This is a genomic window from Schaalia georgiae DSM 6843 (genome assembly GCF_000429245.1).
Taxonomy (GTDB): Bacteria; Actinomycetota; Actinomycetes; order Actinomycetales; family Actinomycetaceae; genus Pauljensenia; species Pauljensenia georgiae.
In genome coordinates this window covers 400259-426054 of sequence record NZ_AUBM01000006.1, presented here as the reverse complement: position 1 = coordinate 426054, position 25796 = coordinate 400259, and the positions used below count along the sequence as shown (strand labels likewise).

General features: G+C 70.9%; 20 protein-coding genes. 9 read left to right on the top strand and 11 right to left on the bottom strand.

The window, feature by feature from the left end:
* Window positions 1–79 precede the first annotated feature (79 nt).
* The 3 genes from G447_RS0101905 to G447_RS0101895 all read right to left on the bottom strand — a co-directional run bounded on the left by G447_RS0101905 (window position 80) and on the right by G447_RS0101895 (window position 4190).
* Complete coding sequence (locus G447_RS0101905; RefSeq protein WP_026429831.1) at window positions 80–340, bottom strand: hypothetical protein; 261 nt, start codon at window positions 338–340, stop codon at window positions 80–82.
* Window positions 341–343: 3 nt separating this feature from the next.
* The gene (locus G447_RS0101900; protein ID WP_005871842.1) at window positions 344–1372 is read right to left on the bottom strand and encodes a trypsin-like serine peptidase; all 1029 of its coding nucleotides are present in this window, start codon (window positions 1370–1372) and stop codon (window positions 344–346) included.
* 130 nt (window positions 1373–1502) lie between these two features.
* Window positions 1503–4190, bottom strand: a complete 2688-nt coding sequence (locus G447_RS0101895) for a lysylphosphatidylglycerol synthase transmembrane domain-containing protein (RefSeq protein ID WP_026429830.1) — start codon at window positions 4188–4190, stop codon at window positions 1503–1505.
* A gap of 74 nt (window positions 4191–4264) precedes the next feature.
* Between G447_RS0101895 and G447_RS0101890 the strand changes: the two genes are divergently transcribed.
* The 3 genes from G447_RS0101890 (at window position 4265) to pheA (ending at window position 8513) form a co-directional block, all read left to right on the top strand.
* Window positions 4265–4948: a DedA family protein gene (locus G447_RS0101890; RefSeq protein WP_005871848.1), complete on the top strand. Its 684-nt coding sequence runs from the start codon at window positions 4265–4267 to the stop codon at window positions 4946–4948.
* Window positions 4949–4955: 7 nt separating this feature from the next.
* Window positions 4956–7325 carry a DUF6541 family protein gene (locus tag G447_RS0101885; RefSeq protein ID WP_026429828.1) on the top strand — a complete coding sequence of 790 codons (2370 nt, stop codon included), beginning with the start codon at window positions 4956–4958 and terminating at the stop codon, window positions 7323–7325.
* 174 nt (window positions 7326–7499) lie between these two features.
* Window positions 7500–8513, top strand: coding sequence for a prephenate dehydratase (pheA, locus tag G447_RS0101880; protein ID WP_005870058.1), 1014 nt, complete (start codon window positions 7500–7502; stop codon window positions 8511–8513).
* 246 nt (window positions 8514–8759) lie between these two features.
* On the opposite strand, the gene G447_RS0101875 is transcribed toward pheA, so the two are convergent.
* Complete coding sequence (locus tag G447_RS0101875) at window positions 8760–10157, bottom strand: diacylglycerol/lipid kinase family protein (protein WP_026429827.1); 1398 nt, start codon at window positions 10155–10157, stop codon at window positions 8760–8762.
* A 274-nt stretch (window positions 10158–10431) separates the two neighbouring features.
* Here G447_RS0101875 and serS point away from each other — a divergent pair, with 274 nt between their 5' ends.
* The 3 genes from serS to G447_RS0101860 all read left to right on the top strand — a co-directional run bounded on the left by serS (window position 10432) and on the right by G447_RS0101860 (window position 14407).
* Window positions 10432–11706, top strand: a complete 1275-nt coding sequence (serS, locus tag G447_RS0101870) for a serine--tRNA ligase (RefSeq protein WP_005870011.1) — start codon at window positions 10432–10434, stop codon at window positions 11704–11706.
* A gap of 1 nt (window position 11707) precedes the next feature.
* Window positions 11708–12631 carry an HAD family hydrolase gene (locus G447_RS0101865; RefSeq protein WP_005870057.1) on the top strand — a complete coding sequence of 308 codons (924 nt, stop codon included), beginning with the start codon at window positions 11708–11710 and terminating at the stop codon, window positions 12629–12631.
* 192 nt (window positions 12632–12823) lie between these two features.
* Window positions 12824–14407, top strand: coding sequence for a xylulokinase (locus G447_RS0101860; protein ID WP_005870021.1), 1584 nt, complete (start codon window positions 12824–12826; stop codon window positions 14405–14407).
* A 216-nt stretch (window positions 14408–14623) separates the two neighbouring features.
* Here the strand turns inward: G447_RS0101860 and G447_RS0101855 are convergent, their stop codons facing one another.
* The 3 genes from G447_RS0101855 to G447_RS0101845 form a co-directional block, all read right to left on the bottom strand.
* Window positions 14624–14986, bottom strand: coding sequence for a DUF488 domain-containing protein (locus tag G447_RS0101855; protein ID WP_026429826.1), 363 nt, complete (start codon window positions 14984–14986; stop codon window positions 14624–14626).
* 126 nt (window positions 14987–15112) lie between these two features.
* Window positions 15113–15697 (bottom strand): RloB family protein, encoded by a 585-nt coding sequence (locus G447_RS0101850; protein WP_081697828.1) that lies wholly within the window; start codon window positions 15695–15697, stop codon window positions 15113–15115.
* Between the two features lie 6 nt (window positions 15698–15703).
* On the bottom strand, window positions 15704–17026 hold the full coding sequence (locus tag G447_RS0101845) for an AAA family ATPase (protein WP_026429824.1): 1323 nt from the start codon (window positions 17024–17026) through the stop codon (window positions 15704–15706).
* Window positions 17027–17229: 203 nt separating this feature from the next.
* Here G447_RS0101845 and G447_RS0101840 point away from each other — a divergent pair, with 203 nt between their 5' ends.
* The 3 genes from G447_RS0101840 to G447_RS0101830 all read left to right on the top strand — a co-directional run bounded on the left by G447_RS0101840 (window position 17230) and on the right by G447_RS0101830 (window position 20549).
* Window positions 17230–18111: a DUF5926 family protein gene (locus G447_RS0101840; protein ID WP_026429823.1), complete on the top strand. Its 882-nt coding sequence runs from the start codon at window positions 17230–17232 to the stop codon at window positions 18109–18111.
* Between the two features lie 72 nt (window positions 18112–18183).
* A complete protein-coding gene (locus G447_RS0101835; RefSeq protein WP_005870043.1) occupies window positions 18184–19020 on the top strand; it encodes a glycosyltransferase family 2 protein in 837 nt (278 codons plus the stop codon).
* 14 nt (window positions 19021–19034) lie between these two features.
* Window positions 19035–20549, top strand: coding sequence for a DUF2079 domain-containing protein (locus G447_RS0101830; protein ID WP_034475915.1), 1515 nt, complete (start codon window positions 19035–19037; stop codon window positions 20547–20549).
* A 164-nt stretch (window positions 20550–20713) separates the two neighbouring features.
* Here G447_RS0101830 and G447_RS0101825 read toward each other — a convergent pair whose 3' ends face one another.
* The 4 genes from G447_RS0101825 to G447_RS0101810 all read right to left on the bottom strand — a co-directional run bounded on the left by G447_RS0101825 (window position 20714) and on the right by G447_RS0101810 (window position 25655).
* Window positions 20714–21904 (bottom strand): MFS transporter, encoded by a 1191-nt coding sequence (locus G447_RS0101825; protein ID WP_026429820.1) that lies wholly within the window; start codon window positions 21902–21904, stop codon window positions 20714–20716.
* A 427-nt stretch (window positions 21905–22331) separates the two neighbouring features.
* Window positions 22332–24983: an HAD-IC family P-type ATPase gene (locus G447_RS0101820; protein ID WP_026429819.1), complete on the bottom strand. Its 2652-nt coding sequence runs from the start codon at window positions 24981–24983 to the stop codon at window positions 22332–22334.
* 84 nt (window positions 24984–25067) lie between these two features.
* The gene (locus tag G447_RS0101815; protein ID WP_026429818.1) at window positions 25068–25313 is read right to left on the bottom strand and encodes a heavy-metal-associated domain-containing protein; all 246 of its coding nucleotides are present in this window, start codon (window positions 25311–25313) and stop codon (window positions 25068–25070) included.
* A 36-nt stretch (window positions 25314–25349) separates the two neighbouring features.
* Window positions 25350–25655 carry a metal-sensitive transcriptional regulator gene (locus tag G447_RS0101810; protein ID WP_026429817.1) on the bottom strand — a complete coding sequence of 102 codons (306 nt, stop codon included), beginning with the start codon at window positions 25653–25655 and terminating at the stop codon, window positions 25350–25352.
* Between the last annotated feature and the right edge of the window lie 141 nt (window positions 25656–25796).

Here is a 25796-nt window from a genome sequence, read left to right as displayed (position 1 = left end):
GCGCGGGACACAACCAGTGATGAAGGGGTCGGCGCGCCGCGAATGATCGAGGCGCGCCGACCCCCCTTCCAGCAGGAGGCTAAGGAGCGGATGGCATTTCCGCTGGCTCCGCATTGCGCATGCGGTCCTCCGTCCAGTAGGACTGGGCGCTCTGGTCGTAGGGCACGTGGGTCGCGGTGGATTCCGACGAGGGGTCGGACTGGGACACCGAGGGGCTGGGGTCCGTTGTGCCGGGTTCGCGTCCCACCGCCGTGCTCCAGGCGTACAGGGCGACGAGGACGCCCACTACGGCCACCGCCGAGACCAGGACCGCCATGCGGCTGTGTCGATACCGTCCCATCGGTTACTCCAGCGTCTTGTAGAGCCTGACGACGTCCTCGTTGAACGGCCTCGAGATGAGGCGAGGAGGGCCCGAGGTGGTCATGCGCGAGGTGACGCCGAAGACGCGGCCGACAGTGGCCGAGGAGGTGTCGGTCAGCCACGGGCCGCCGCTGGAACCGCCGTTCATCCTGCAATTCATCGCCATGTCCCCCCAGGCGTTGTGGGCGAAGGTGTCCCCGTCGCAGTGGTAGGGGCGGTTCCCGTCGAAGGGCGCAGCGGCGGGCCAGCCCCAGATGCGGACGCCCTTGTTCGTCGTGCCGCGGTTGTAGGTCAGGCCGTTGCCGCCCACGCGGTCCACCAGGTACCTGCCGTTGAGCGGGTAGACGATGAAGAAACCGTAGTCGTACCGGGCGTCCGACCTGTCCGTCCACCCGGTGAAAGCGGTCCCGGTCTTCATGTGCCATAGGCCGAAGGGGGTCGTGCCGTTGGAGTAGGCGGGCGCGTAGGCGATGCGCGAGTGCCAGGTGCCCTTCGCACCCGCGTGGAGGCAGTGGGCGGCGGTGGCGACCATCGACTTGCCCGGGGTGTTGATCGATGAACCGGAGCACACGTAGTCGTTGCTGCCCACGGAGTAGAACACCTTGCCCGTGGTGATGGGCACGTACACCTGATTGCCGAGCAGCATCGTGGGGCTGTCGCCCGACGCGGGCTCCACGGGCTCGGTGAGGTCGACGGGCGCGGAGTCGGGCGCCACGGGCGCCGACAGCAGGGAAGTGCCCGAGGGGGGCTGGGGGAAAGTGGGATCCGGGGCGGCTTCGGGGTCCGAGTCCACGGGGATGGCGTTGCGCATCCTCTCCGGGGTCCAGTAACCGGTCGCGTCCAGGTCGTTGTCCGTCGACCAGTCGGCGGACTCCGATCCGGGGGCGTCGTAGGTGACGACGTCGGTGGGGGCCGCGGGCGCGGCCTGGGCCATGCCGGCGGCGGCGAGGGAGGAGGCGGTGGCGAGGAGCGCCACCGCGAACGCGCGGAGCGGTCGTGTTGAATGCGTCATGGGATCTTCCTTTGCTTCGATAGTAGGAGGAACAGGCGCATTCTCCACGATAGACGGGGCGCGCGGCCCCGTCCAGACCCCGGGGCGGCCGCGTCAGCAGGTGCGGCGGGGACCGGCGGCGGCCGGAGTGTCAGATCAAGTCCTTGCGTTCCATGTACTTCATCGCCACCCACCCGAAGGGGATGCGCCCGTAGAACGTCACGAGGCGGTAGATGATCGCCGTCGGCAATCCGATGGACACCGACACGCCCGCCACCTGCAGGCCGGCGGTGAGGGCGGTCTCAACGGGCCCGATGCCGCCGGGGGAGGGGATGACGGAGCCGAGGGCGTTCGACGTCAGGTAGGTGAGCGCCACGTTCGAGAACTCCAGGGAGCCCCCCATCGCCGTCAGCGCGGACCAGAACGCCCCCACGTAGCCGATGTTCATCAACAGATTGCCGCACACCACCAGCGCGAGGCGGCGCGGCTGGCCGACGATCCACAGCAGGCGCGGGTACACCTGCTGCCACGTGGGCTCGACCTTGGACCACACCCACGCGCGGGCGCGGGGCACCGCCAGGGTCGCGCCCACCACGGCGACGACGACGCCGACGACGGCCAGGATCGTCCCGTAGGGGATGGACACCGACAAGGAGGCGCCCGACACCACCACGACCAGGAGCAGCAGTGTGATCGTGATGAGGACCTGGGACAGCTGCATGAGGGTCACAGTGGTGACCGCCATTGCCGTCGGTACCCGCTTCTTGCGCAGGTAGCGCAGGTTGAGGGCCGCGGGGCCGACCCCAGCGGGCGCCACGATGGTGATGATCGAGGCGGCGACCTGGGCGATGAGGGTGTCGGAGAAGCGCAGCCGCTCCGGGCTCAGGGCCATGAGCGGCACGCTCGCCCCCACCCAGATCAGGCACGCCAGGAGGGCGGAGGCCAGTATCCACCACGGGTTCGCCCGGGTGAGCGCGTTGACGATGTCGGAGAAGTTCAAAGAGCCCAGGACCACGAACACGGCGACGAAGAGGATGGCGAAGGTGATGACCGTGCGCGGCTGGAAGCGCTGGATGTTAGCGGTGCCGGCCTCCTCGGCCTCCGAGTCCTCCACGAGCGCGCCGCGCAACTCCCCCAGCAGGTCCGACCGGCGCAGCCGCTGGTTCACGGCCGTGGGCAGCACCGGCTTCTGGATGAGGGGGGCGCAGGCGGCCAGCGCCTCGTCCCCGACGCAGCGCCTGCCCGAGGCGAGCGCCCGTTCGGGCCCCGCCGCGAGAGCCTGCAGCACCAGCATCTGGGCCACGTCGATCGACCTGTTGAGGTCCGTGGTGGCCACCTCGCCGCGGTCCCAGTCGAGCAGCCACACGCGTCCCTCCGTGTCCACTACGACCGAGTTGGGGGCGAGGTTGCGGTGGGCGATGCCCCGGGTGTGGGCGGCCGCCAACTGTGCCCACGCCTCGTCGAGGAGCGTGTCGGTCAGGGCACCGCCCAACTCCGTGAGCGGCGCGGTCGGCTCCAGCGCCTCCATGACGACGATGATCGAGTCCCCGGCGGCGGTGATGCCCACGTGCTCCTGGGTGCGCACCCCGGCCTGCGATGCCTGCAACGATGTCAGCGTGGCGCGCTCGACGTTGGCTTTCGCGGAGAGGGACACCCACCGGGAGATGCCCCGCAGGCGGAAGTTGTTCCACAGGTCCACCAGCGTGCCGGTGAGTTCGCGGCCGGGCTCGACGACGACCAGCTCGAGGCTGCGGCCCTCGGTGTCCCACGCCTGGTAGTGCCGGTTGTGGCCGGAGTCGGGGCGCAGGGTCACAGCGATGTCGATATTGCCCGGACAGGTCGCTTCCGAGTGCAGGGACCCGTCCTCGTCCTCGGACACCGACCACGTGCGCAGGGGCTCCGTCGTGGTGTCCAGGTCCGTGCGGACGATGTGGGTGGGGACGATGCCGATGTCCAACAGGGCGCGCACGATCGCGCGCCCCCGCGCCCTCTGGCCGCCGAATCCGAAGCACCACCGGCCGGTGCAGCCGAAGGCGCGGCCGATCAGCACGGAGACGAACGCGCCTGGCAGCGTCACGGACGAGCGCATCACCGACAGGAAGACGATCGCCCACAGCCCGGCCCACCCCCAGCGCACCGAGCGCATCGACTGCGCTTCGCCCGAGGCTGTGAAGAGCGCGGCGAGGACGACGAACAGGATGTTGACCCCGATGACGACGCCGCTGAGGGTGCCCTGGGTCGCGATCGCCCGGTCGACGCTGAGCGGAGCCGTCAGGGACTCGGGCAGCAGGCGCGCCAGCGCGGAGAGGGCCATGCCCCCGATGGCCGCACCGACGGACGTCGCCAGCGCCTGGGTGATCGAGCGGAGCCGGCGGCGCAGCACCAGGGAGGAGACCACCGCGATGGGCGTGGTGAGGACGATCATCCCCTCGATGAAGTTGACGGGCAGAAGCAGGATCCTCCTGATGACCTGGAACTGCATGACGTCCATCGTGACGCCGCGGGTTGTGGCGCTGGCCACGACTCCGAGGGCCCAGACTGCGATGATGCCGAGGGCGCACACCGCGACCTCGACCAGGTCCTCGCGCCTGCGGGTCGTGGTGACCGTGCGGTCGGCGATGTAGACCGGCCCCCGCAGGCGGGCGGCGCGCGGTGCGGAGGGAACCCGGTCGGCGCTCTCCTCCCCGGACGGGGACCGCCCCTGCGGCGCCCCGTCCCCCTGCTCGGCGATCCCCGCCGGGGCTCCGGCCGCAGGGGTGGTGGGCGCGCACTCGTCGGAGGGGGAGGCGCCCCCGGTCGCGGAGCCGGTCCGCGGATGTGAATCCCTGCGCTTATCCATGCCGGTTATCCTAGCTTTACCGGTGGGAAAGGTAGGGTAATGGGGATACGATTCCCCCGACGGAAGGGCCCTTCGTGACCTGGTCAACTCTGGCAGCAGCTTCCGCGCCCTCTGCGCTGGACACATTCATCGGGTGGTTCAAGGACCCCGAATCACTGCTCGTCGCCATGGGGCCCTGGGTCCTGTGGGGGACGCTGCTCATCGTCCTCATCGAGTCCGGGGTCCTCTTCCCCGTGCTCCCGGGCGAGTCCCTGCTGTTCACGGCGGGACTGCTGCACGACAAACTCGGCTTGAACCTGCCGGCCCTCGTCCTCGGGACGGTGGCCGCAGCCTTCGTGGGCGCCCAGATCGGCTACTTCCTGGGGGCCAAATGGGGCAGGCGCTTCTTCAAACCGGACGCGAGGATCCTCAAGACGGCGCACCTGGAGAAGGCCGAGCACTACTTCACCAACTACGGGGGGCGCTCCCTGGTCATCGGGCGCTTCATCCCCTTCGTGCGCACCTTCATCCCCCTCGCCGCGGGGATCGCGCGCTACCCGTACACGAAGTTCGTCTTCTTCAACACCCTCGGCGCCCTCCTGTGGGGCGCGGGGTTCCTCGTCGTCGGAGCGCTCCTGGGCAACGTGCCCTTCATCCACGACAACCTCAGTGTGATCCTGGCTGTCATCATCGTGGTCTCCGTGCTCCCCGTCGTCATCGAGGTCGTGGGCAAGCGCCACAAGGGCGCCGCCGGGCAGCACATCGCCGGGGCGGAGTAAGGGCCGCATGATCGGACAGTGGTGGTTCCTGGCGCCCACATTCGCCCTGATGCTCGTCGCTCTGGTGCTGCCGGGCGTGTTCTGGACGCGCGCGGGCACGAGGTCGGCGCTGGTGGCCGTGGGCGCGGCCCCCGCCTTCACCTTCGGGGTCGTCACCGTGCTCTCCGTCCTCTATTCGCGCGCCTCGATCAGGTGGGAGGCCGCAACAGTGCTGCCGGTCCTGGGGATGTGCGCGCTGCTGGGCGCCCTCACCTGGTTCGGGCTGCACGTGAGGCGCGCGAGCGGGGGCGCGTGGCGGCCGGGAATGCCCCTCGCCGAGGCGATCGGCACGCGCGTCCCCCTGGGCGCCGTCCAGAGGGCGGTGCGCGGGGCGACATGGGGGGCGGTCGCCCTCGGCTTCGCGTTGGCTGCCCTGCCCATGCTGGCGGGCGCGGACCCCGCCGACCCCGTGCAGCAGTGGGACTCGACCTTCCACATGAACGGCGTCCACGCCATCCTCTTGGGCGGCGACGCCAGCCCCTTCGGCGGCCTCCACGAGCTCTACGGCGGGCGCGAGGTGTACTACCCGACGGGATGGCACGCCTTCGTGGCGCTCTTCGCCACGCCGCAGACGGTGGTCCCCGCCTCGAACGTCTCCTCCCTGGCCCTCATGGCGGTGTGGGTCACCGGCGCAGCGGCTCTGGTGTCCGTGCTCACCTCCTCGCGAACAGCGGTCCTGGCCGCGCCCGTCGTGGCGGGCCTCATGCCCAATATGCCCGCCGACGCGCTCACCATGTACAACCAGTGGCCCAACGCCACGGGGACCGCGCTGCTGCCCGGCCTCATGGGCCTGGCGGTCCTGGTCGGACGCCGTTTCGCCGATGACTGGCGCTCCCGTCCGCCGGGCAGGGCGCTGGCGCGCAGGGCCGGGCAGACCGTGTTCCTGATGGTGGGCGCCCTGGGCCTGATCGGAGCCCACCCGAGTGCGGTCTTCTCGCTGCTGGCGCTCCTGGCCGCCCCCCTGATGGCCGCCCTGGTGGGCCTCGCTCGGAGCTGCGACTGGCAGGGCGTGCGCGGGCGCGCCGCGGGCATCGCGTGGTCGCTGGTGGCCGCGGCGGTGGTCGTGGTGCCACTGGTCGTCCTGGCGTCGCCGAAGATCCGCGCCATGGGCAAGTATCCGAGGCAGGGCGTCAGCTGGAGCGAGGGACTGGCCCACATGTTCGTCCCCTTCCCGCCGTTCGCCCAGACGATGGGGATGACCTGGTGGACCATCGTCCAATTCGTGTTCCTCGTCGCCGGGCTGGTCGTCGTCGCCGGACTGGCGCGGCTGGCTGTGCCGGGGCGCGAGGACACCGTCCCCGCCTCGCCCGGCGGCGGCCGCATGCCCGTGTGGCCCTTCGCCTCGTACCTGGTGGCCGGGTGCCTCACCGCCCTGGCGTACAGCCCGTCCTCGCAGTTGCGGATGTTCCTGCTGGCGCCCTGGTACATGGATTCGCGCCGGATCATGGGCCTGCAGTCCCTCATGGTGTCCGTCCTGATCGCCGTCGGCTTCGCGTGGATCGCCGAGCTGGCGCGCGGCGCCGTGGCCCGGTTCAGCAGCCAGGCCGCCGATTCCGGGGCCGACCAGGACGGCCGGGCGCTGGCGGAGGGCCGGCCCTCCGCCAGCGCCGCTCCGCAGGGGGGCGCCCCCGCCGGGCTGCCCGCCCCCGCCCCGGATTCTGCGCCGGCCGTTGGCGGTGCCCCCACTGGGCTGCCCGCCTCCACCCTGGCCGGGGCCGACCAGGACGGGGACGGCAGCGCCGACGAGGACGAGGAAGCGGCCCTCCTCGCCGGGCTCCCCCGGTGGACGGTGGCCGCGGTGCTGGCAGTCGCCGCCTTGGTCGTCAGCGGCTTCGGCGCATTCGACGCGCGCGCATGGGCGGTCGACTACGTCTACGACTCCGACCACCTCGGCAAACCGGGGATGGCGACCACTGGCGAGTTGGCGATGCTGCGCCGCATGCGCTCCACCACCCCCGAGGACGCCCTGGTCGTCGGCGACCCCATCGCCGGCGAGGCCTACGTGGAGCTGCTCGGCGGGCGCAAAGCGGTGTTCCCCCAGCTCTCCGCCGTCAACCAGGACGGAGACTCCCAGAACGTCCTCACCAAGCACTTCAACGAGATCCACACCAATCCGCAAGTGTGCGAGGTCGTGCGCAAACTCGGCATCACCCACTACTACCAGGAGCAGGACGGCCAGTACTACAACTTCGCCCGCTCCTCGCGCTTCCCCGGCCTGTACAACGTCGACACCTCCACCGGATTCGAGTTGATCGACCGGGGGGACGCTGCCGTGCTCTACCGGATCACCGCCTGCGGGGACGTGGCGCCAGGCGGCGGGCCCGACGCCTTCAAGTAGTCGGCCCCGCCTCCGGGCGGCCCCGGGCGGCGCGGCCCCACCGCCTTCTCGCAGGGCCGCCTCTGTGCCCTCGAGCAGGCGCTCCGGTGTCCTCGTGCGGCTGCTCCTGGGACCGGTGCCCACGGGTCAGACGCCCCCGCGCACCCGCCCCGGCCGCTCGCTACCCTGAGCCCCATGACGACCTTCATCCCGGGCCGGGCCCCCATCGGCGAGAACATGGCCATCGCGTTCCTGGGGCCCTTCGGGACCTTCACCGAGCAGGCCGTCCACCAGATCGCCCCCGCTGGAGCAGAGCTCATCCCCATGACAAGCGCTCCCCAGGCGCTCACGGCGGTGCGGCGGGGCGAGGCGGACCGCGCCGTCGTCCCCATCGAGAACTCCATCGAAGGGGGCGTCAACGCCACCCTCGACTCCCTCTCGCACGGGGATCCCCTGGTGATCGTGGCCGAGATGGTGGTCTCCGTCGTCTTCCAACTGGCCGTCCGGCCCGGCACGCGCGCCGAGGACATCAGCCGTATCGGCACCCACCCCCACGCGTGGGCGCAGTGCCGCAACTGGCTGGAGGAGACCTTCCCCGGAGTGGTCCACGTTCCCGCCACGTCCACGGCCGCCGCCGCGCAGCTGCTCTCCGAGGGGGACGCCTCCTTCGACGCGGCGCTGTGCAATGCGATCTCCGTGTCCACCTACGGCCTCGAGGCGCTCCACACCGATGTCGCCGACAACCCCGGAGCGGTCACGCGCTTCGTCCTCGTCTCGCGCCCCGGCGCCCTGCCCGCCCCCACTGGTGCCGACAAGACGACCATTCAAGTGGCGCTGCCCGTCAACGAGTCGGGGGCGCTGCTCACCCTGCTCGAGCAGTTCGCGGTGAGGGGCGTTGATCTGTCGCGCATCGAGTCGCGCCCCAGCGGGGACGGACTGGGGAATTACACGTTCAGCATCGACATCGTGGGGCACATCCGCGAGGAGCGCGTCCAAGCGGCCCTGGTCGGCCTGCACAGGTACTCGCCGGAGGTGCGCTTCATGGGCTCCTACCCCCGGATCGACGCCATACGGCCCACGATCCTGCCGGGCACCGCCGACGATGACTTCCGCGCTGGGCGGGCATGGGTGGCAGACCTGCTGCGCGGAGGGGACGGCACAGGCAAACGCGGTGGTGCCGCCCCCGACTGGCCGCTCGCGCCGCGGTAGGGGATCGGCGCGCTGTCCCGGGGACGGTGGTGCCGCCCCCGACTGGCCGCTCATCCGGCGGATAAGGGGGCCGCTACCGGGGCGGCGCGCCCGGGTGCGAGTGCGGACGCGCCTTGTCGACACCGTGAGGGGGTTATAACGCGCGCTGGTGCCGATAACGCGCGTCGGCGTCCGTGCCGGTGGCCGCCGTCGGCCCGGAGGGCGACGCCCCCTGGCCCTGTGGCGTCCCCCGGGCCCTGCGGCCCCCTATCCGGGGAGGAGCTCCATCCACGTCCTCTCAGCTGGAACCGCCACGTCGAGGGCGTCGGGCTGAATCCTCACCCGCATCGTGCGCGCGGTCCCCAGTGCGTCACCATCGACCTGGACCGCTTGCGCGGTCTGCGCGACCACCGACGCGCCCCGCGCCTGGCGGAACGCCACCGTTCCCGTCGATACCGGCAGGTTCAGCGGCCGCAGCCCCACCAGCTGCCCCAAGAACTTCCAGGTGACATCCGCCCAACCCAGCAGCCCCGCCTGGGCGTCGACTGCGATCACGTCGATCAGACCGTCGCTGAGGTTCGCATCAGGGGCCAGCAGCACGAATTTCAGCTCCCCGCAGTTCGCGAACATCACTGAGCGCGCCTCCACGCGCGTCACCTCATCGTCGCCCCTCGGAGTGCCGACCAGGGAGTCCCCGGGGTCGATGGGCGCGCTCTCGCGCGCCTCGGGGCTGCGCAGCGTGAGCTGGGCGCGCAGGCGGGGCGCTCCGATGGAGCCCAGGCCCGCCAGGACGTAGGCGATCCACCCGAACTGCTTCTTGAGCGCGGCGTGCGTGCCCGCCATGGTCTGCCCATCGAATCCCATGCCCGCCACGACGGCGCACGCGTACTCGTCCGGTGCGGGCAGGGGCGTCGCGCCGTTGGGACCGAGCCCGGTTCCGTCGGGCGCCGGCACGGGCGCCCCGTCCCCCGGTCCGGGAGCGGGGTCCGCCTCCGAAGGGCGGCCGGGGCCGTCCGGTTCGATCGCGGGGCCGGGGGAGCCGGATAGCGGCGCGGGCTCCGGTTCCGGGGGACGGGCCGCGTGGGCCGCGAGCACGAGGCCGCCCTCGGCGGGCAGGGGGGACGCATCCTCGACCCCGTCGAGGCGCACCCACGTGAGGTCGACGTTGCGGTGGTACTCGCCCAGGGCGACCGCCATCGCGGCGGCCGGGTCGTCGGGGAGCCCGAGGTTGCCCGCCAGGACGTTCCCCGTCCCCACCGGCAGGATCCCCATGCGCACGCCCGACCCCGCCATGCCTGCGGCGACCGCGCGCACCGTGCCGTCGCCGCCCGCCGCGATCACGATGGCCGCTCCCCGTGAGACGGCCTCCACGGCCTGCCCCGCCCCGGGGTCCTCCCGCGTGGTCTCCAACCAGTGGGGCGGGCCGGCGCCCAGGTCCATCGCGGCGCGGTCCACGAGCGCGCGGAACGCCGCGGGGTCCTCGTGCTTCGAGGGGTTCATGATGATCCAGGGGCGCAAGAGCCCCTCGGCGGGGTCGGCGGGGGGAGAGGGGACCGAGAGCGCCGAGCGCCTCCTCGCCCGTCTCGCCAGGGCAACGGCCGCGCGCCCGGCCCCGACGGCACCGGCGCCCAGGACAGCCGCGACTAACCACTTGGGAATGTTCATGCGCCCAGAGTAGCCGTGGGGCGGGCCTCCTGCGGGGATGGCCGCTGACGGCGCGTGGCCGTCGTCCACAGGATTACACACCAAGGGTGGATAACTGTGGTGCGGAGTACACACCGTTTCAAGAGTTGACCATAACTCGCGGAATGCTCGTGGTTACCAGCAGGTAAGCCATAGGGGCGGGGATCCGAACGCCCCCTCCGGCGGGGCGCCCAAGCGCCCCGGGGCCGGAGGGGCCCGCACCGGGGATCGCCGCCGGGTGGCCTAGGATGAGTGCATGATTGATGTGCGTGCACTGCGTGAGAACCCCGAACCCGCCAGAGACTCCCAGCGCGCCCGCGGAGCCGACCCCGGCCTCGTCGATGAGATCATCGAAGCCGACGCGAAGCGCCGAGGGGCATTGCAGGAGTTCGAATCCCTGCGCGCCACCCAGAAGGAAGTCTCCAAGTCCGTCGGACGGGCCTCCAAGGAGGAGCGCCCCGCGATCCTCGCCAAGGCCAAAGAGCTCGCCGAACAGGTCAAGGCCGCCGAGGCCCGGGCGGGCGCCGCCGACGCCGAGGCCGACCGCCTCGCGCGCCAACTGCCCAACCTGGTGCTCGACGGCGTCCCCCGCGGCGGCGAGGACGACTACGCCGTGCTGCGCCACGAGGGGCCCGCCCCCCGCGACTTCGCGGCTGAGGGCTTCGAGCCGAAGGACCACCTCGCCCTGGGCGAGGGGCTGGATGCGATCGACATGAAACGCGGCGCGAAGGTGTCGGGCGCGCGCTTCTACTACCTCAAGGGCGTCGGCGCCCGCCTGGAGCTCGCGCTCATGTCGATGGCCCTCGACCAGGCCCACCGGGCCGGGTTCGTCCCGATGATGACCCCGACCCTGGTGTCCCCCCAGATCATGGGCGGCACGGGCTTCCTGGGCGAGCACTCCGACGAGATCTACTACCTGCCCGCCGACGACCTCTACCTGACGGGCACCTCCGAGGTCGCCCTGGCCGGTTACCACGCGGACGAGATCCTGGACCTGGGCGACGGCCCCAAGCGCTACCTCGGATGGTCCACGTGCTACAGGCGCGAGGCGGGAGCCGCGGGCAAGGACACGCGCGGCATCATCCGCGTCCACCAGTTCAACAAGGCCGAGATGTTCAGCTACTGCCGCCCCGAGGACGCCGAGGCCGAGCACATGCGCTTCCTGGCGTGGGAGGAGGAGATGCTGGCCAAGGCCGAGCTGCCCTACCGCGTCATCGACACGGCCGCCGGCGACTTGGGGACTTCCGCCGCCCGCAAATTCGACTGCGAGGCGTGGCTGCCCACCCAGGAGCGCTACATGGAGGTCACCTCGACCTCGAACTGCACGACCTTCCAGGCCCGCCGCCTGGGCATCCGCGAGCGCCGCGAGGGCGGCACGGCCCCCGTCGCCACTCTCAACGGCACGTTGGCCACTACGCGCTGGCTGGTCGCCCTCCTGGAGAACCACCAGCGCCCCGACGGCTCCATCCGTGTGCCCGAGGCGATGCGCCCCTACCTGGGCGGCGTCGAAGCGCTCGAGCCGGTGCGCTGACATGGCCGAGGCGTCCTTCCTGACGGTGCCCGGATCCGACGAGCCGACCCGGCCGTTCGCCGAGGTCGTCGACGAGGCCCGCCGCGCCCTGCCCCCCGCCTTCCCCCGCGAGGCGGGCAAAGTGATGGTGGCCCTCGACATCGACGGGACGGTCCTCACCCCCCGGGGGGCCTCCCACCACGTGCGCGCCGGGATCCGGGAGCTCGCCGGGGCGGGCGCCCAGGTCGTCATCGCGTCGGGCCGTGCCCCCGAGGACGAGATGTTCGAAGTGCTCGACGAGCTCGGCTTCACCGACGGATGGGTCGTGTGCAACAACGGCGCCACCGTCCTGCGGGTGAGCGGGGGAGGGGTGGAGGTGGTGCGGCAGGAGTTCCTCGACCCCGCGCCCTTGATCGACTCCGCCCTGGAGGCGATGCCGGAAGTGGTCTTCTACTCCGCGGTCCCCGGGGCCAAGCGCCTGCTGTCCGCGCCCTTCCCGCCCGGGGAGCTGGAGCAGGAGTCCGAGATCATACCGCTCGAGCGCATGCGCTCCACCCCGACCCCCAAGCTCGTCGTCCGGGCGCCCGGGATGGGGCGCGAGGAGTTCGACCGCGCCATCCACTCCCTGAGCGCCGCCGACCGCTACGAGGTCTTCGTCGGATGGACCTCGTGGGCGGACATCAGCCCCCTGGGCGCCACGAAGGCCAGCGCTCTGGAGTGGTTGCGCTCGCGGCTGGGAGTCCCCCGGGACGGCACTGTCGCGGTGGGGGACGGGACCAACGACATCGCGATGATCGAGTGGGCGTTCTTCGGCGCTGCGATGGGCGGTGCCATCGAGGAGGTGCGCGCCTGCGCCGACCATGTGACCGCCGCTGTCGAGAACGACGGGGCCGCTGCCGTCATGCGGGTGGTCCTGGAGCGCTGCGGGGCGGACGGGGAGCGCTGAGCCATTCACCCATGATCGTGAAGGCGCGGTCCGGGTGTCCCGGTGCGCGCTGCTGGTGCGACCCGCCCCCGCAGGGCTCCCCTGAGCTGCTTTCCGCGAATCTATCGGTGCCGCGTTCTTGGTGTTATCGTTAACAGCAGACTTTCCCGGGGACCCGCCCCGGCCTTGTCAACGACGACCACGGAGGACACAGTGACCACCGACGCGAAAGCGCTCATCGAGGGCGGCGGCACCGCCCTCGGAATCGAATTCGGCTCCACCCGCATCAAAGCCGTTCTGATCGGACCCGACCACCAGGTCCTCGCCTCGGGCTCGCACGGCTGGGAGAGCCGCCTCGACGACGGCCTGTGGTCCTACTCCCTCGACGAGGTCCGCGCGGGGCTGCGCGGCGCCTACGCGTCGCTGGTCGGCGAAGTGCGCGACAAGTACGGGCTCACGCCGACCACCTACGGCTCCATCGGCGTCTCCGGGATGATGCACGGCTACCTGGCCTTCGACGCGGAAGGGCGCCAGCTCGCCCAGTTCCGCACTTGGCGCAACACCAACACCGCCGAGGCCGCGGCCGAGCTGTCCGAGCTCTTCGGCGTCAACATCCCCCTGCGCTGGTCCGTCGCCCACCTCCACCAGACGATCTGCTCGGGCGAGACCCACGTCATGCGCGTCGCCTCCATCAACACGCTGGCCGGATGGGTCCACGAGCAGCTCACCGGCCGCCACGTCCTGGGCGTCGGCGACGCCTCCGGCATGTTCCCCATCGACCCCGCCACCGGCTCCTACGACGCGCGGTGCCTGTCCGCCTACGCGAACCTGGTCGACCGCCTGGTGCCTTGGGACCTCGAGAAACTCCTGCCGACCGTCCTGTCCGCCGGCGACGATGCGGGGGCCCTGACCGAGGAGGGGGCGCTCCTGATCGACCCGACCGGGGCGCTGCTCCCCGGAATCCCCTTGTGCCCGCCTGAGGGCGACGCCGGGACGGGAATGGTCGCCACCAACGCGGTCGCCCCCAAGAGCGGCAACATCTCCTGCGGCACTTCCGTGTTCCTCATGGTCGTCCTGGAGAAGGCGCTGGACAACCTCCACATGGAGATCGACATGGTGACCACCCCCGATGGCTCGCCGGTCGCGATGGTCCACTCCAACAACGGCTCCTCCGAGATCGACGCGTGGGTTTCCCTGTTCGTCGAGTTCGCGCGCCTGGCGGGCACGGAGGTCCCCGTCCCCAGGGCCTACGACCTGCTCTACGGCAATGCGATGACCGGTGACGCGGACGGAGGGGGCCTGCTGGCCTACAACACTCTTTCCGGCGAGCCCCTGCTCGGCCTGGAGTCAGCGCGCCCCCTGTTCACCCACACACCGGACGCGGCCTTCACCCTGGCGAACGCCTTCCGCGTCCAACTCATGACGGTCTTCGCGCCTATGCGCGTCGGAGTGGATGTCCTGCGCGGCGAGGGCGTGGTCCTCGAAAGGCTCTTCGCCCACGGCGGGCTCTTCAAGACCCCGGGCGTCGCCCAGCAGATCCTCGCCGACTCGCTGGGGATCCCCACGACGGTGGGGGAGACCGCGGGCGAGGGCGGAGCGTGGGGCATCGCCGTCCTGGCGCGCTACGCCGCCGACTCCCACGGCCTGTCCCTGCCGGACTACCTGGCTTCCCGCGTGTTCACCGAGGAGCGGGCCTCGACCTGCGAGCCCACCGCTCAGGGCGTCGCCGGGTACGAGCGCTTCCTGGAGTCCTACCGGTCCGGCCTGGGAGCGGTGAGGGCTATCGCGCACGACTGAGGCGGGTTCCGAGGCGGGGGCCGCCCTCCAGCCGCCCGGCGCGTTGGAGTGGATGTCCTGCGCGGCGAGGGCGTGGTCCTCGAAAGGCTCTTCGCCCATGGCGGGCTCTTCAAGACCCCGGGCGTCGCCCAGCAGATCCTCGCCGACTCGCTGGGGATCCCCACGACGGTGGGGGAGACCGCGGGCAGTCGTCCGCGAAGCGGGCGGAGCCGCTGTTCACACAGCGGTTGTGGCCCCGGCCGCCTCAATCGCCGCCTTCAGGACGTGCGCGTGCGAGCGCGCGGTGTCCTTCGCGGCGAACAACAGGGTGACCCGCCCACGGCGGGCCCGTTCGGCCAGCGCCGCCACACTGGGGTTCCCGTCGAGCTGCGCGGCGTACTCCTGGCGGAAGGCGCTGTCGGTGATCTCCCCGTGGTGCCACGCCCTGCGCAGGTCCGCCGATGGCGCCACATCCTTCGCCCACTCGTCGTAGTCCAGCTCGTCCTTGCGCACGCCCCTGGGCCACAGGCGGTCCACCAGCACCCGGTAGCCGTCGTCGGGGGAGGGGTCCTCGTACACGCGCTTCAGCACAACACTCATGCCCCAACGCTACGCCCGCAGCGCGCGCCGCGGTCCCGCGCGTGACCGGGTAGACGGGGGCCGGGCGGGCAGGTGGCGCCAGCCCGCATGACCTCGTGCGCAGAGGTCCGTGCGCACGACAAGGCACTATTCCTGTGGCCCGTTCTCCAGTAGGTCGATCAACCAGGGCATTGCGGAAGAGGGATTGGGGCCCCGCTCGTTGACTGCGAGCCCGTTCCACGCGCGGTGGGCACGGTCGGCGGCTGCGGTGTAGCCCTCGATGGGGAACTCCTTTGCCAGGTGCTTCCCGTCCCGGCCGGAGCCGTGCTTGTGGGACTTCAACCGTTCGCCCGCTTTTTTGGGGTTGATGTGGGCGTGGTGGTCCTCGCTGTGCCAGAGCAACCACAGCTCGAAGCACGGGTTGGTGACGATGGCGGTGATGCCGCTGCTCCGGCACTCGGTGAGAACGGCGTCGAGTGCGGCGTGTTGATCGACATCGACGACAATGACGGCGCCGTCGTACTTCTCCGCGCGGAGTGCTTTCCTGCATTCCTTCAACACCCGCGAGGGCTCTCCGCCGCCGACTTTGATGTCGAGGGCGACGTGGCGGCTGCGGATGCGCTGACGCAGGCGCTCCAAGTACTCCCGCTCGGTGACGCCCTCGGTCACCACCAGGTACCTCCGGTACTGGGGCTTCTTCTGTTTTCGGGGCCTGCTCCTCCGACTTCCCACTGCGCTTCACTCCCCCTTCCGTTCGAGCAGGCTGTGGATGAGGGAGGGGACCGTGTAGGGCACCGCTCCGAAACGCCCCTCCAGGTACTGCTTGGGCACGTTGCTCTTCGGTTGCAGAGCGAACTCGCCCAGGTTGACGAGCTCCGAGGCGCCCTCCGCGTCCTTCTCCACCAGCCACACCTGTTCGCGCTTGTCCCGCTCGCCACTGCCCGCGCCCATCAGGGACATGTCGTGGCTGGTGAAGACCAGTTGCGCGCCTGTGGCGTTGACATCAGGGTCCTCGAACCAGTCGACGATGATCCGGGAGAGATCGGGGTGCAGGGCGGCGCCGAGCTCGTCGACGACCAGCACCCTCCCGTTCCTCAGGGCGTCGAGGACCGCAGTGCCCAGGGCAAGCCACGCCATCGTCCCCGTGGACTCGTCGCGCTCGCGCAGGTCCGCCCCCTTCCGGCCGTGGGTGAAGGCCAGGTTGCGGGCGATGAACTCCCGGGCCAGGCGCGCGTCCTCCGCTTTGGTCTGCTGGTCCGGGGCGCCGTCGGCGTTCGTCGACTCCTGGGCGTTCCACTGCATCTGCTGAATGAACGCGCGGAACACTCTGCGAACCTCTTCAGGCGCCTCGTGCTCCTCGACGCGGATGCGGGTGATGCCCGTATCGGCGATCCGGGCGAGGGCGACGAGCTCGTCGAATTCGAGTCCGCCCTCGACGAGCAGGTCGACGATCCGCGCCAGGCGCGCCCTCACCTCGCGGTCCCCGACGCGGTACACGTCGAAGCCCTCCACGAGGTCCCGCCGGATCGGCGCGAGGGCCTCGTGGTCCATTTCAGCGGCGCGCGAGAGCGCGAGCTCACGCCGCGCGACGCGGGCCAGTCCGCCCACCCGTGAGACCTTCCCGTCCCGGGTGCGCCTGAGAAGGGTCGTCCACCGCTGCTTTCCCACGACTTTGAGGCTCTCGTCGCAGATGCCCTCGGTGTCGGCGGAGAAGCGGTAGTCGTAGCGCCTCCCCCGTGAGACGAACTCCAGCTCGTACTCGCCCGGGTCGCCGAGGCGCGTGGGGTCGAGCGCGAAGGGGGCCCTCGGGAACTCGGGGGCTCCGAGCCACGTGCTCGCGGAACTCTTGATGGCGATGAGCGCGTAGTGGAGGGCGTCGAGCAGGTTCGACTTGCCTGACGCGTTCGCGCCGTACACGCCATCGACGTGGTGGATGTGATCGGCCCAACGGGTCCCCTCGGGAGGGCTCAGCCTCTTCTTCAGGGGGGAGCGCGTGAGGTCGAAGACCGCTTCGTCGCGGAAGGACCGGTGGTTCCGGAAGGTGAATCTCAGCAGGATCATGACCCCTATCGTAATGCAAGAGGAATGATTGAGATATTTTTTATCGAAGTACCTTTGCTCGAATCGAATTTGTGTACAGAGCAATCCACCTGCGCGCACTGGGCGGGGGTGAGTAGGGCGCAGGGCGCACGTCTGCCCGGCGCCCCCCGCCTCGCGGGCCACCCCCGCCTCGCCGGATGGGCGGAGCCGCTACGATTGCCCCCATGGGTAAAGCAAGCCGCCGCAAGAAGGTCACCAATCCCGCCAAACTCGCCGCCTACCGGCCGCCGATCCCCTTCGTGGCGCGTCCCTACGAGGGGCTGGCCAAGGAGGTCGAGCTGGTCGCGATGCGCGAGATCATCCCCTGCGCCACGCTCACCGCGCGCACCGACTCTGCCCACGGCGGCGTCGAGTTCGACTTCGTGACCCTGCTGCCCGACGGGCACTCCGCGATGATCCGCCCCGACGGGCGCATCCTGGTCGCCCTGCAGACCCGCTTCAACTCCGCGGACCTCTCCCACGACGCGGGCGCGGCCGTCCTGGCCGCCGTCGCCGCGAAGGACAAGGGCACTGAGGGCGTCGTCCCCGTGGACGTGCGCGAGCCCTCCGAGCGCCTCCAGGACATCCTGGACCCCCAGGGCTTCACCTCCATCTCCCTGGAGGACGACTTCTCCTACTGGTTCGACCCCTCCGAGGAGGTCGACGACGAGACCAGGCGCGCCCTGGAGCGCAACCGCGAGGAGATCATCCCCACCGAGGCCGTCCCCGGCGTGCCCGGCGCCTACTGGTGCGAGATGAACCGCAACTTCGTGCGCTATGTGACCGCCGTCGACGAGTCCGCGCTCTTCACGGCCCTCGCGCGCCTCGCCGTTGACGGCGGCGCGAACGTGGGCGAGGGCTCGCGTTTCGTCGGCGCCTTCCGCGCCTGCGGCATCCCGATCCCCGTCTTCGAACTCGGTGAGGGAGTGGGCGCGGCGGACGCTGCGCCAGGCGTCGCCGCCATGGCCGAGGCGCTCGCCCGCGCGCTGAAACTCACCGACGCCCTCACCGCCGACGAGCGCCGTGTCCGCCAGGGGCTCGTTTCCCGTCAGGTGACGATCCGCTGAAGCTCTTCTTAATCAGCCACACGTCGGGAGTGCAGCGGGCCTTCAGCGTCCAACGCTCCTACAATATTGTCCGTGAACCATGCGCGAGGCGCTGCGGGCAGGAAAGCCCCCCAGAGGATCGCGGCCGTCATACCGGCGCACAACGTCGGCCATGACGTGGCCGCGACGGTGCGGGCATGCCGCGCGATCCCAGGAGTCGATCTGCTCATCATGGTGGACGACGGCTCCACCGACGACACGGGCCGCGCCGCCCGGGCGGCCGGCGCCGTCGTCGTGCGCCACTCCGTGGAACGCGGCCGCGCCTCGGCCATCGAAACAGGGGTGAAGGTGGCCGCCATGCGCGACCGTGCCGACTGGCCCGCCCGTCACCTGCTCATCCTCTCCCCGGACCTGGGCGAGTCGGCTGTCGAGGCGACCGCCCTGGTCGAGGCGGTCAATTCGGGGCTGGCGGACTGCGCCTCCTCCGTGCCGCCCGGCGAGGCGAAGGCCCAGAAGGCCCGCGCCCAGCGCATCGCGCGCTCCCTGATCCGCCGCAAGACCGGGTGGAACTCGCACAACCCGATGTCCTACCAGAGGTGCATCACGCGGGAGGCGCTCAAAGCGGCGATGCCCTTCCTGAACCGGTACGCCCTGGAGGTCGCGATGACCATCGACGTGCTGTGCGCCGGCTTCTCGGTGGTGGAGATCCCGTGCAACTTCGTGCATTCGGGCGCCGACAAGTCCCTCGGCTCGTTGAACCGCTCCGCCCGCATGGCTGATAATGTGATGGCGGTGCTGCGCCAGGCGTTCCACCACGGGGCACTGCCTGCGGGAGCCGGGAGTGCCCGGGCGCAGGCAATCGGGCAGCCCTACCCGCGCCCGGCCCGCGAACGCGGCGGGGAAGGGGGCGCGGGCACGACGGACTCATAGGAGGCACAGTGGGAATGATCGGCCGCCGCGCGCGCGAACTGGCCGTCCCCGTAGTGGTCTGCGCGCTCACTCTGGGCGTGTACTGCCTGTTCTCCGTCGGGCAGTGGCGGATGATGGCCTCCCCCAGCTGGGACCTGGCCATCTTCACAGAGGCCGTCAAATCCTACTCCCAGGGGCACTGGCCCATCGTCCCCATCAAAGGGCCCGGCTTCAACCTGCTCGGCGATCACTTCCACCCGATCCTGGCCCTGCTGGGTCCCGTCTACCGCGTGTTCCCATCCGGCCTGACCCTGCTCATCGTCCAGAACGCCCTCTTCGCGTGGTCCGCCTGGCCCGTGACGCGCGCGGCGGCCCGACTGGCGGGCAGTGCCGGGGGGTTCGTCATCGGCCTGGCCTACGGTCTGGGTTGGGGCCTGCAGGGCGCTGTCGGCGCGCAGTTCCACGAGATCGCCTTCGCGGTTCCCATGCTCGCCCACGGCGGTGTCGCCTTCGTCCAGGGGCGCTACCGCGCCTGTATGGCGTGGCTGGCGCCGATGGTCCTGGTCAAGGAGGATCTGGGGCTGACCATCATGGTCGCCGGCCTCGTCCTCGCCTGGCGCAGGCGAACGGAGGGGCGGCGCGCGCTCGCGGAGTCCCTGGCCTTCGCGGCCTTCGGCGCGGCGGCCTTCGCGATCACCACCCAGGTGCTCCTGCCCGCCCTCAACCCTGCGGGCACGTGGGCGTACTCGCTGGACGGGTCCGCGACGGGCGCGGGCAGTTCCGTCGGGGGCGCCGCCTCGGCGAAGGTGTGGCCCTCCGTCATCGAGATCCTCACCTTCCCGTCCGTGAAGATCGCGACCGTCCTCGTGTGCGTGCTGGGCGCGGGCGTCGTGGGGGCCGCGTCCCCGTGGTTCGCACTGGTGGTGCCCACCCTGGCGTGGCGGTTCATGGGGTCGGTCGCCTTCTACTACGGGTGGAGCTCGTGGCACTACAACGCGGTCCTGGTCCCCATCGCCAGCGCCGCCCTGCTGGACGTTCTCGGGCGCGCGGCCCAGTGGCGCGACCGGCGCAGCGCCGACGAGGAGCGGGCCATGGCCGACGAGGCGGGGGCCGCCGCGTGGCGCGCCGAGCGCCTCAGCTCCTGGTGGGGCACGGGCGTCATCAGCGTCGGCGTCGCGACTCCGCTGCTCGCGCTGGCCGCGACCGCGCCCCTGCTGCCGATGTGGCAGCTGACCTCGTCCGGCTTCGGCCAGGACAGCCCGCGGACCGAGGCCGCCCACCAGGCGATGGCCGCGGTCCCGGCCGGAAGCGCCGTGGAGACGGACATAACGCTCATGGCGCGCATGGTGCCCGACCACGAGGTCTACTGGGTGGGGTCCGCGAAGGACATGGACCCGCTGCCGGAGTACGTGGTCGTCGATCAGCGCTCCTACGTGTGGGGCGGGCGCGATGTCACCGCAGTCGGCTGGGCCACTGACGCCCACCCGGGGCACTCCTACGAGCTCGTGTTCGAGCGCAATGGCTTCCAGGTGGCGCACCGCACCTCGTGAACCGGGTGGGCTCGGCGGGCCCGGCTCCGCCTCGGCTCACTGGGCATGGGGCCCTGCGGGCTGATGCTCGTCTGGGACGCCTCTGGCCGCGCTCCTGGGCGTACTGCTCCATCAGGCCGGGGGCGGGCGACGCCAGCTGGGGCGCCTCTGGCCGCAGCGGTGTTCTACTCCGACCTCGAGGTCGTGGCCGCTCTGACCGCGCCTCCGAGTGCGAGCAGCGCCGCCCCCACCAGGAAGGGCGCTGCTGTCGAGAAGCGGGCCATGAGGAACCCGCATGCCGCATAGGCGATGGGCGCTGAACCGTAGGTCACCAGGTTGATCGCGGAGTAGACGCGCCCAGCGAAATCGGGGGGCGTGTTGTTCATGATGTCGCCGATCAACGTCGGCGCGGCCACTCCCGCGCACAGCCCCAAAGCGGCCACCAGCGCCAGCGACACCGGCTCCGAAAGCGCGAAATACAATGCGCAGGTGAGCGCGGCGAAAACGAGGATCCCGCCGTTGATGACCGCGTTGCGCAGTGACGGACGGTCTGCCGGGATGCGTGAGGCGATGGTTCCGCCCAGAACGCCGCCGAGGGCGAATAGGCACACCGCGACGCCGAAGCTCCCGCCGCCCCAGCCCAGTTCCAGGTAGCGCGCGGGGAGCACGATGTTCAATGCCCCCGATAACGACGCGTCGATCAGAAGGGCCGTGAGGAGTCCAACGGCGACCGTGCCGCCGTTTGTCATCATGACGGTTCGCAGCGAGGCCTTCGCGCTGGAAGGGGACTGGTCCGAGGGGGCCTTGTCGGCCGCTGGCGCTGCCGAGGGGGTGGCCGGTATCGCGTGGAACAGTGCGAACGCGGCCAGCGCCAGCAGTGCGAAGGAGAAGAACAGGCTGTGCAGCGGGACGGCCTCGAAGCTGAAGCCGCTGGTCACGCCAGCGAGCCCCGTGGCGACACTGGTGATGACTTGGACCCAGGAGATGGTGCGGGAGAAGTCCCCGTGGTTGGTGAGCCGTTTCAGCAGTGCTCCTGACGAAGGCAGGTAGAGGCCGTCGCCCGCTCCGAATAGGACCACGCCGCATGACAGGAGCGGAACACTGGGCCCTCCCAGGGAGTCCAGGCCGACGATGAGGAACGAGGCGATGCGCAGGACCAGTCCCACCTGGATGCAGCGGTAGGGCGACCACCGGTCCGCGGTCCAACCGCCGACCAGGATGAGCGCCAGGCGCGCGACCGACGCGGCAGTGAGGAAAGAAGCGGCGATCCCCGATCCGTAGGAGGAGAGGAGGAAAAGGCTCAGGATGACGAAGAACGCCTGGTCTCCAATGGCGACGATTCCGGCTACAGCGAGCCATGTGCGTAGTGGCTTCATGACGCGTCCTGCTCTTCGTGGATGGCCCCATCCTACGTTGATTCGTCTAGAGAATGCAAATAAATGGTAAAGTTACAGGCTGTTCTGTGTGTCGTGTTGGTACCGCGCATCTGTGTTCCCGAGTTGGGGGATAGAGTGCGCGCCTCGTGTTTGTGCCCAGGGTGCGCGCCCACGGCACCGATGATGGTCGCTGCCGCCGACGATGGCCACATGAGCACCAGGGCGGCGACCATGCGCGGGCGCCGATGATGGTCGCTGCCGCCGACGATGGCCACCGGAACCGGCGCCGACGCGCGTTGTCGACACCAGCGCGCGTTGTCGACACCGACGCGCGTTATAACCCCCTCGCGGTGTCGACAACCCCCTCACGATGTCGACAACTCGCGTCCGTGTCGACGACCCCCTCGCGGTGCCGACAGCGCGCAGCTCATGACGCCGAGCGCAGGCGCAAGGAGTTGAGGACCACGAACACCGACGAGCACGCCATGGCGGCGGAGGCGAGCATGGGGGAGAGCAACCCCGCGATGGCCAGCGGCACCATCGCGACGTTGTAGAAGAACGCCCAGAACAGGTTCTCCTTGATGACGTGCAGTGTGCGCCGCGAGATGCGGATCGCCGTGGCCGCGCTGGCCAGGTCGGATCCGGCCAGAGTGATGTCGGAGGCCTCGATGGCGACGTCCGTGCCCGAACCCATTGCGATCCCCAGTGACGCTTGCGCCAGTGCGGCTGCGTCGTTGACTCCGTCGCCCACCATGGCCACGACGGCGCCGCGCTCCTGCAGCTCGGCGACTGCCGCTCGCTTCCCGTCGGGCAGGACGCCCGCGATGACGCGGTCGATGCCCACTTGGGAGGCGACGTGGCGCGCTGCCGCCTCGTTGTCGCCAGTGAGCAGCACGGGCTCGATGCCCAGGGAGCGCAACTGGGCGATGGCGGCGCGGGAGGTCGGCTTGACTGTGTCGCGCACGACCAGGACCCCCAGGACCCGCGCTCCCGTGAGGCGCTCGGGCAGGGCGATCACAGGGGAGTCCGGCCCAGGTCCGGGCTGCGGGGCGTCCCCGGATCCCTGCGGGGCGACCCCGGATCCCACGGATTCCCGGGTGCCCATCTGACGGGCGATGGCGCCCGCTGCGGGCACCCCGGCGTCCACCCCGGCAATGGCGCCCACGGACATCCCTGCGGCGTCCACTCGGGCGGTGGCGGCGTCAGCAGCCTGGCCCCCGTCCTCCACGCGGGAGGTCACAGCGCCCTGGTACCCGGCGGCCCCGACGACGCCTTCCAACTCTTGGTCGGAATAGGGGCGGGTGAGGGTGATGCGCGCGGACTCGGTGGCCAGGTTGACCGAGGCGGACACGCCGGGGAGTTTCCCGAGTTTGCGCTCCACGCGCCGCACGCACGAGGCGCAGGTCATTCCGCCCACGCTCATCGTCACCGTGGTGGCGCCCGGAACGGCCCGGTCGTCGGCGCTCCGTGCTGTTCCGTCGTCGACGCTCCGCCCAGCCCTGCGCGCTCCGGGCACGGGGGCGGCGGGGGTATGCTCCCAGTCCTCGACGACGGCAACGACGACCGCTGAGGCACCCGAGGCCTCGGCGCCCCGCAGACGGTCGGCCAGGGCGCCGTCGATGGAGACGCCCAGGGACTCCAACCACGAGGCGCGGCCCACGAGTGCCAGTGCCCCCGCCTCGGAGTCGAGGACGGCGCACACCCCCAGCCCCGCCTGGTTCGTGAAGGCGGACGTGGCGGCGGGGGCGATGCCGCGCTCGGCCGCCCCCGCTACGATCGCGCGGGCGAGGGGGTGCTCCGAGGCTGCCTCCGCCCCGGCTGCCATGCGCAGCAGCTCCGAGTCGGCCACCCCCGGGGCGCCCAGCGCCGACTCCAGGGACATGCGGCCGGTGGTCACCGTCCCCGTCTTGTCCAGCAGGGCCGTGTCAATACGGCGGGTGCGCTCCAGGGCCTCGGCGTTGCGGATGACGATACCCAGCTGCGAGGCGCGCCCCGACCCCACGAGCAGCGCGGTCGGCGTAGCCAGGCCCAGCGCGCACGGGCACGCGACTACCAGGACGGCGACGGCGCTGGTGAGGGCGACTTGGAGGGCGGCCCCCGACGCCAGCCACCCGATGGCGGTGAGCAGGGAGACAGCGATGACGACGGGCACGAAGACCCCGGAGATCCGGTCCGCGAGGCGCTGGACGGGGGCCTTGCCGGCCTGTGCCTCGGCGACCATACGGCCGATCTGAGACAGGGCTGTGTCGGCGCCGACACGGGTGGCGCGCACAGTGAGGGCGCCCCACGTGTTGACGGTGGCGCCGGTGACCGCGTCCCCCTCGCGCACGTCCACGGGCACGGACTCCCCGGTGAGCAGGGAGGCGTCGATGGCGGACGCCCCGGAGACGACGACGCCGTCGGTCGCCACCTTCTGGCCCGGGCGCACCAGGAACAGGTCGCCGACGGACAGGGACGAGGCGGGGACCGTCCGCTCGACGCGCCCGCCGTCGGGGCCCTGCTCGACCAGAGTCGCCTCCGTGACGCCGAGCTCGAGGAGGGCGCGCAGGGCGTCGCCGGCGCGGTAGCGGGCGCGGGCCTCCATCCACCTGCCAGTGAGCAGGAAGACGACGATCATGCACGCGCCCTCGAAGTAGATCTCGGCGTGGCCCGAGTGGGAGGCGCGGGGGACCAGGGACATGCTCATCCGCATCCCCACTTCGCCCGCGCCGCCCAGCAGCAGCGCCCACCAGCTCCACAGGGTCGAGGCGATGACCCCCAGGGAAACCAGGGTGTCCATCGTGGTCGAACCGTGGCGCCCCGCAGCGAAAGCGGCCCGGTGGAAGGGCCAGGCCCCCCACGTCACTACGGGGACGGAGGCGAGGGCAACCGCCCACTGCCAGCCCGGGAACTGCCAGGCGGGCACCATTGACACCGCCATCGCGAAAAGTCCCAGGGGGGCGCTGATGGTGAGTCGGCGGGCGAGTTCGCGCGCGGTCCGGCGCGCGCCCTGGCCGATGCGGGGCGCGTCCTGGTCGATGCGGGTGGTGGCCGCCCGGGCCGTGGGCACCGCGGCGGGGTCGGTGGTCGTAGTCGTCATAGTGAGCGTGTTGTCCGTTCCGGGGCGCGGCCGCGGGGGGCCCTGGGCGGGCCGAGTGCCCCGAGGGGTCCGCGGTCCCCTCGGCTAGAAGTCCCGGGCGATCCCGGCCAGTTCGAAGCCCGCCTCTGAAACGGCGTCGGACAGGGCCGCGTCGTCGAGGGGGACGTCGGTGAGAACGGTGACCTTCGAGGCCCCCTGCGGGTTGAGGATCACCTCGACGTTCTTCACGCCCGGGATCTCCTGGAGTTCCTCGGTGACGCTCATGACGCAGTGCCCGCACGTCATCCCGTTGACGGACAGCTCGATGGTGCGGTCGATGTCGGTGCTCATTGTGCTCTCTCCTGGTGGGTTGTTGGTTCGAGTGGGTCAGGACTTGATGAGGCGGGCGATGGCCGTGGTGGCCTCCTCGACTTTGGCGGCCCCCGCCTCGTCGGATTCGCGGGCGGCAGCGGCCACGCAATGGTTCATGTGGTCCTTGAGCAGTGCGATGGCCACGGAGTCGAGCGCGGACTGGACCGCGGAGACCTGGGTGAGGACGTCGATGCAGTACTCGTCCTGGGCGACCATGCGCTGCAGGCCCCGGATCTGGCCCTCGATGCGGCGCAGGCGCGCGAGGTAGCGCGCCGTGTCCGCGGAGTAACCGGGGTGCCCGTGCGTGTTCGTGCCGCTCATGGGATCAATATACCCCTAGGGGGTATGCGTGTCGATGGTTGGGCGGTGGTTCTGAGCACAGCCCGGGCCGACGCGCGTAAAGCGCGGACGCCCGCGCTCCGAGGCCTTAGAGTTGGCATTGACGCACCGCGAGGGAAGGGA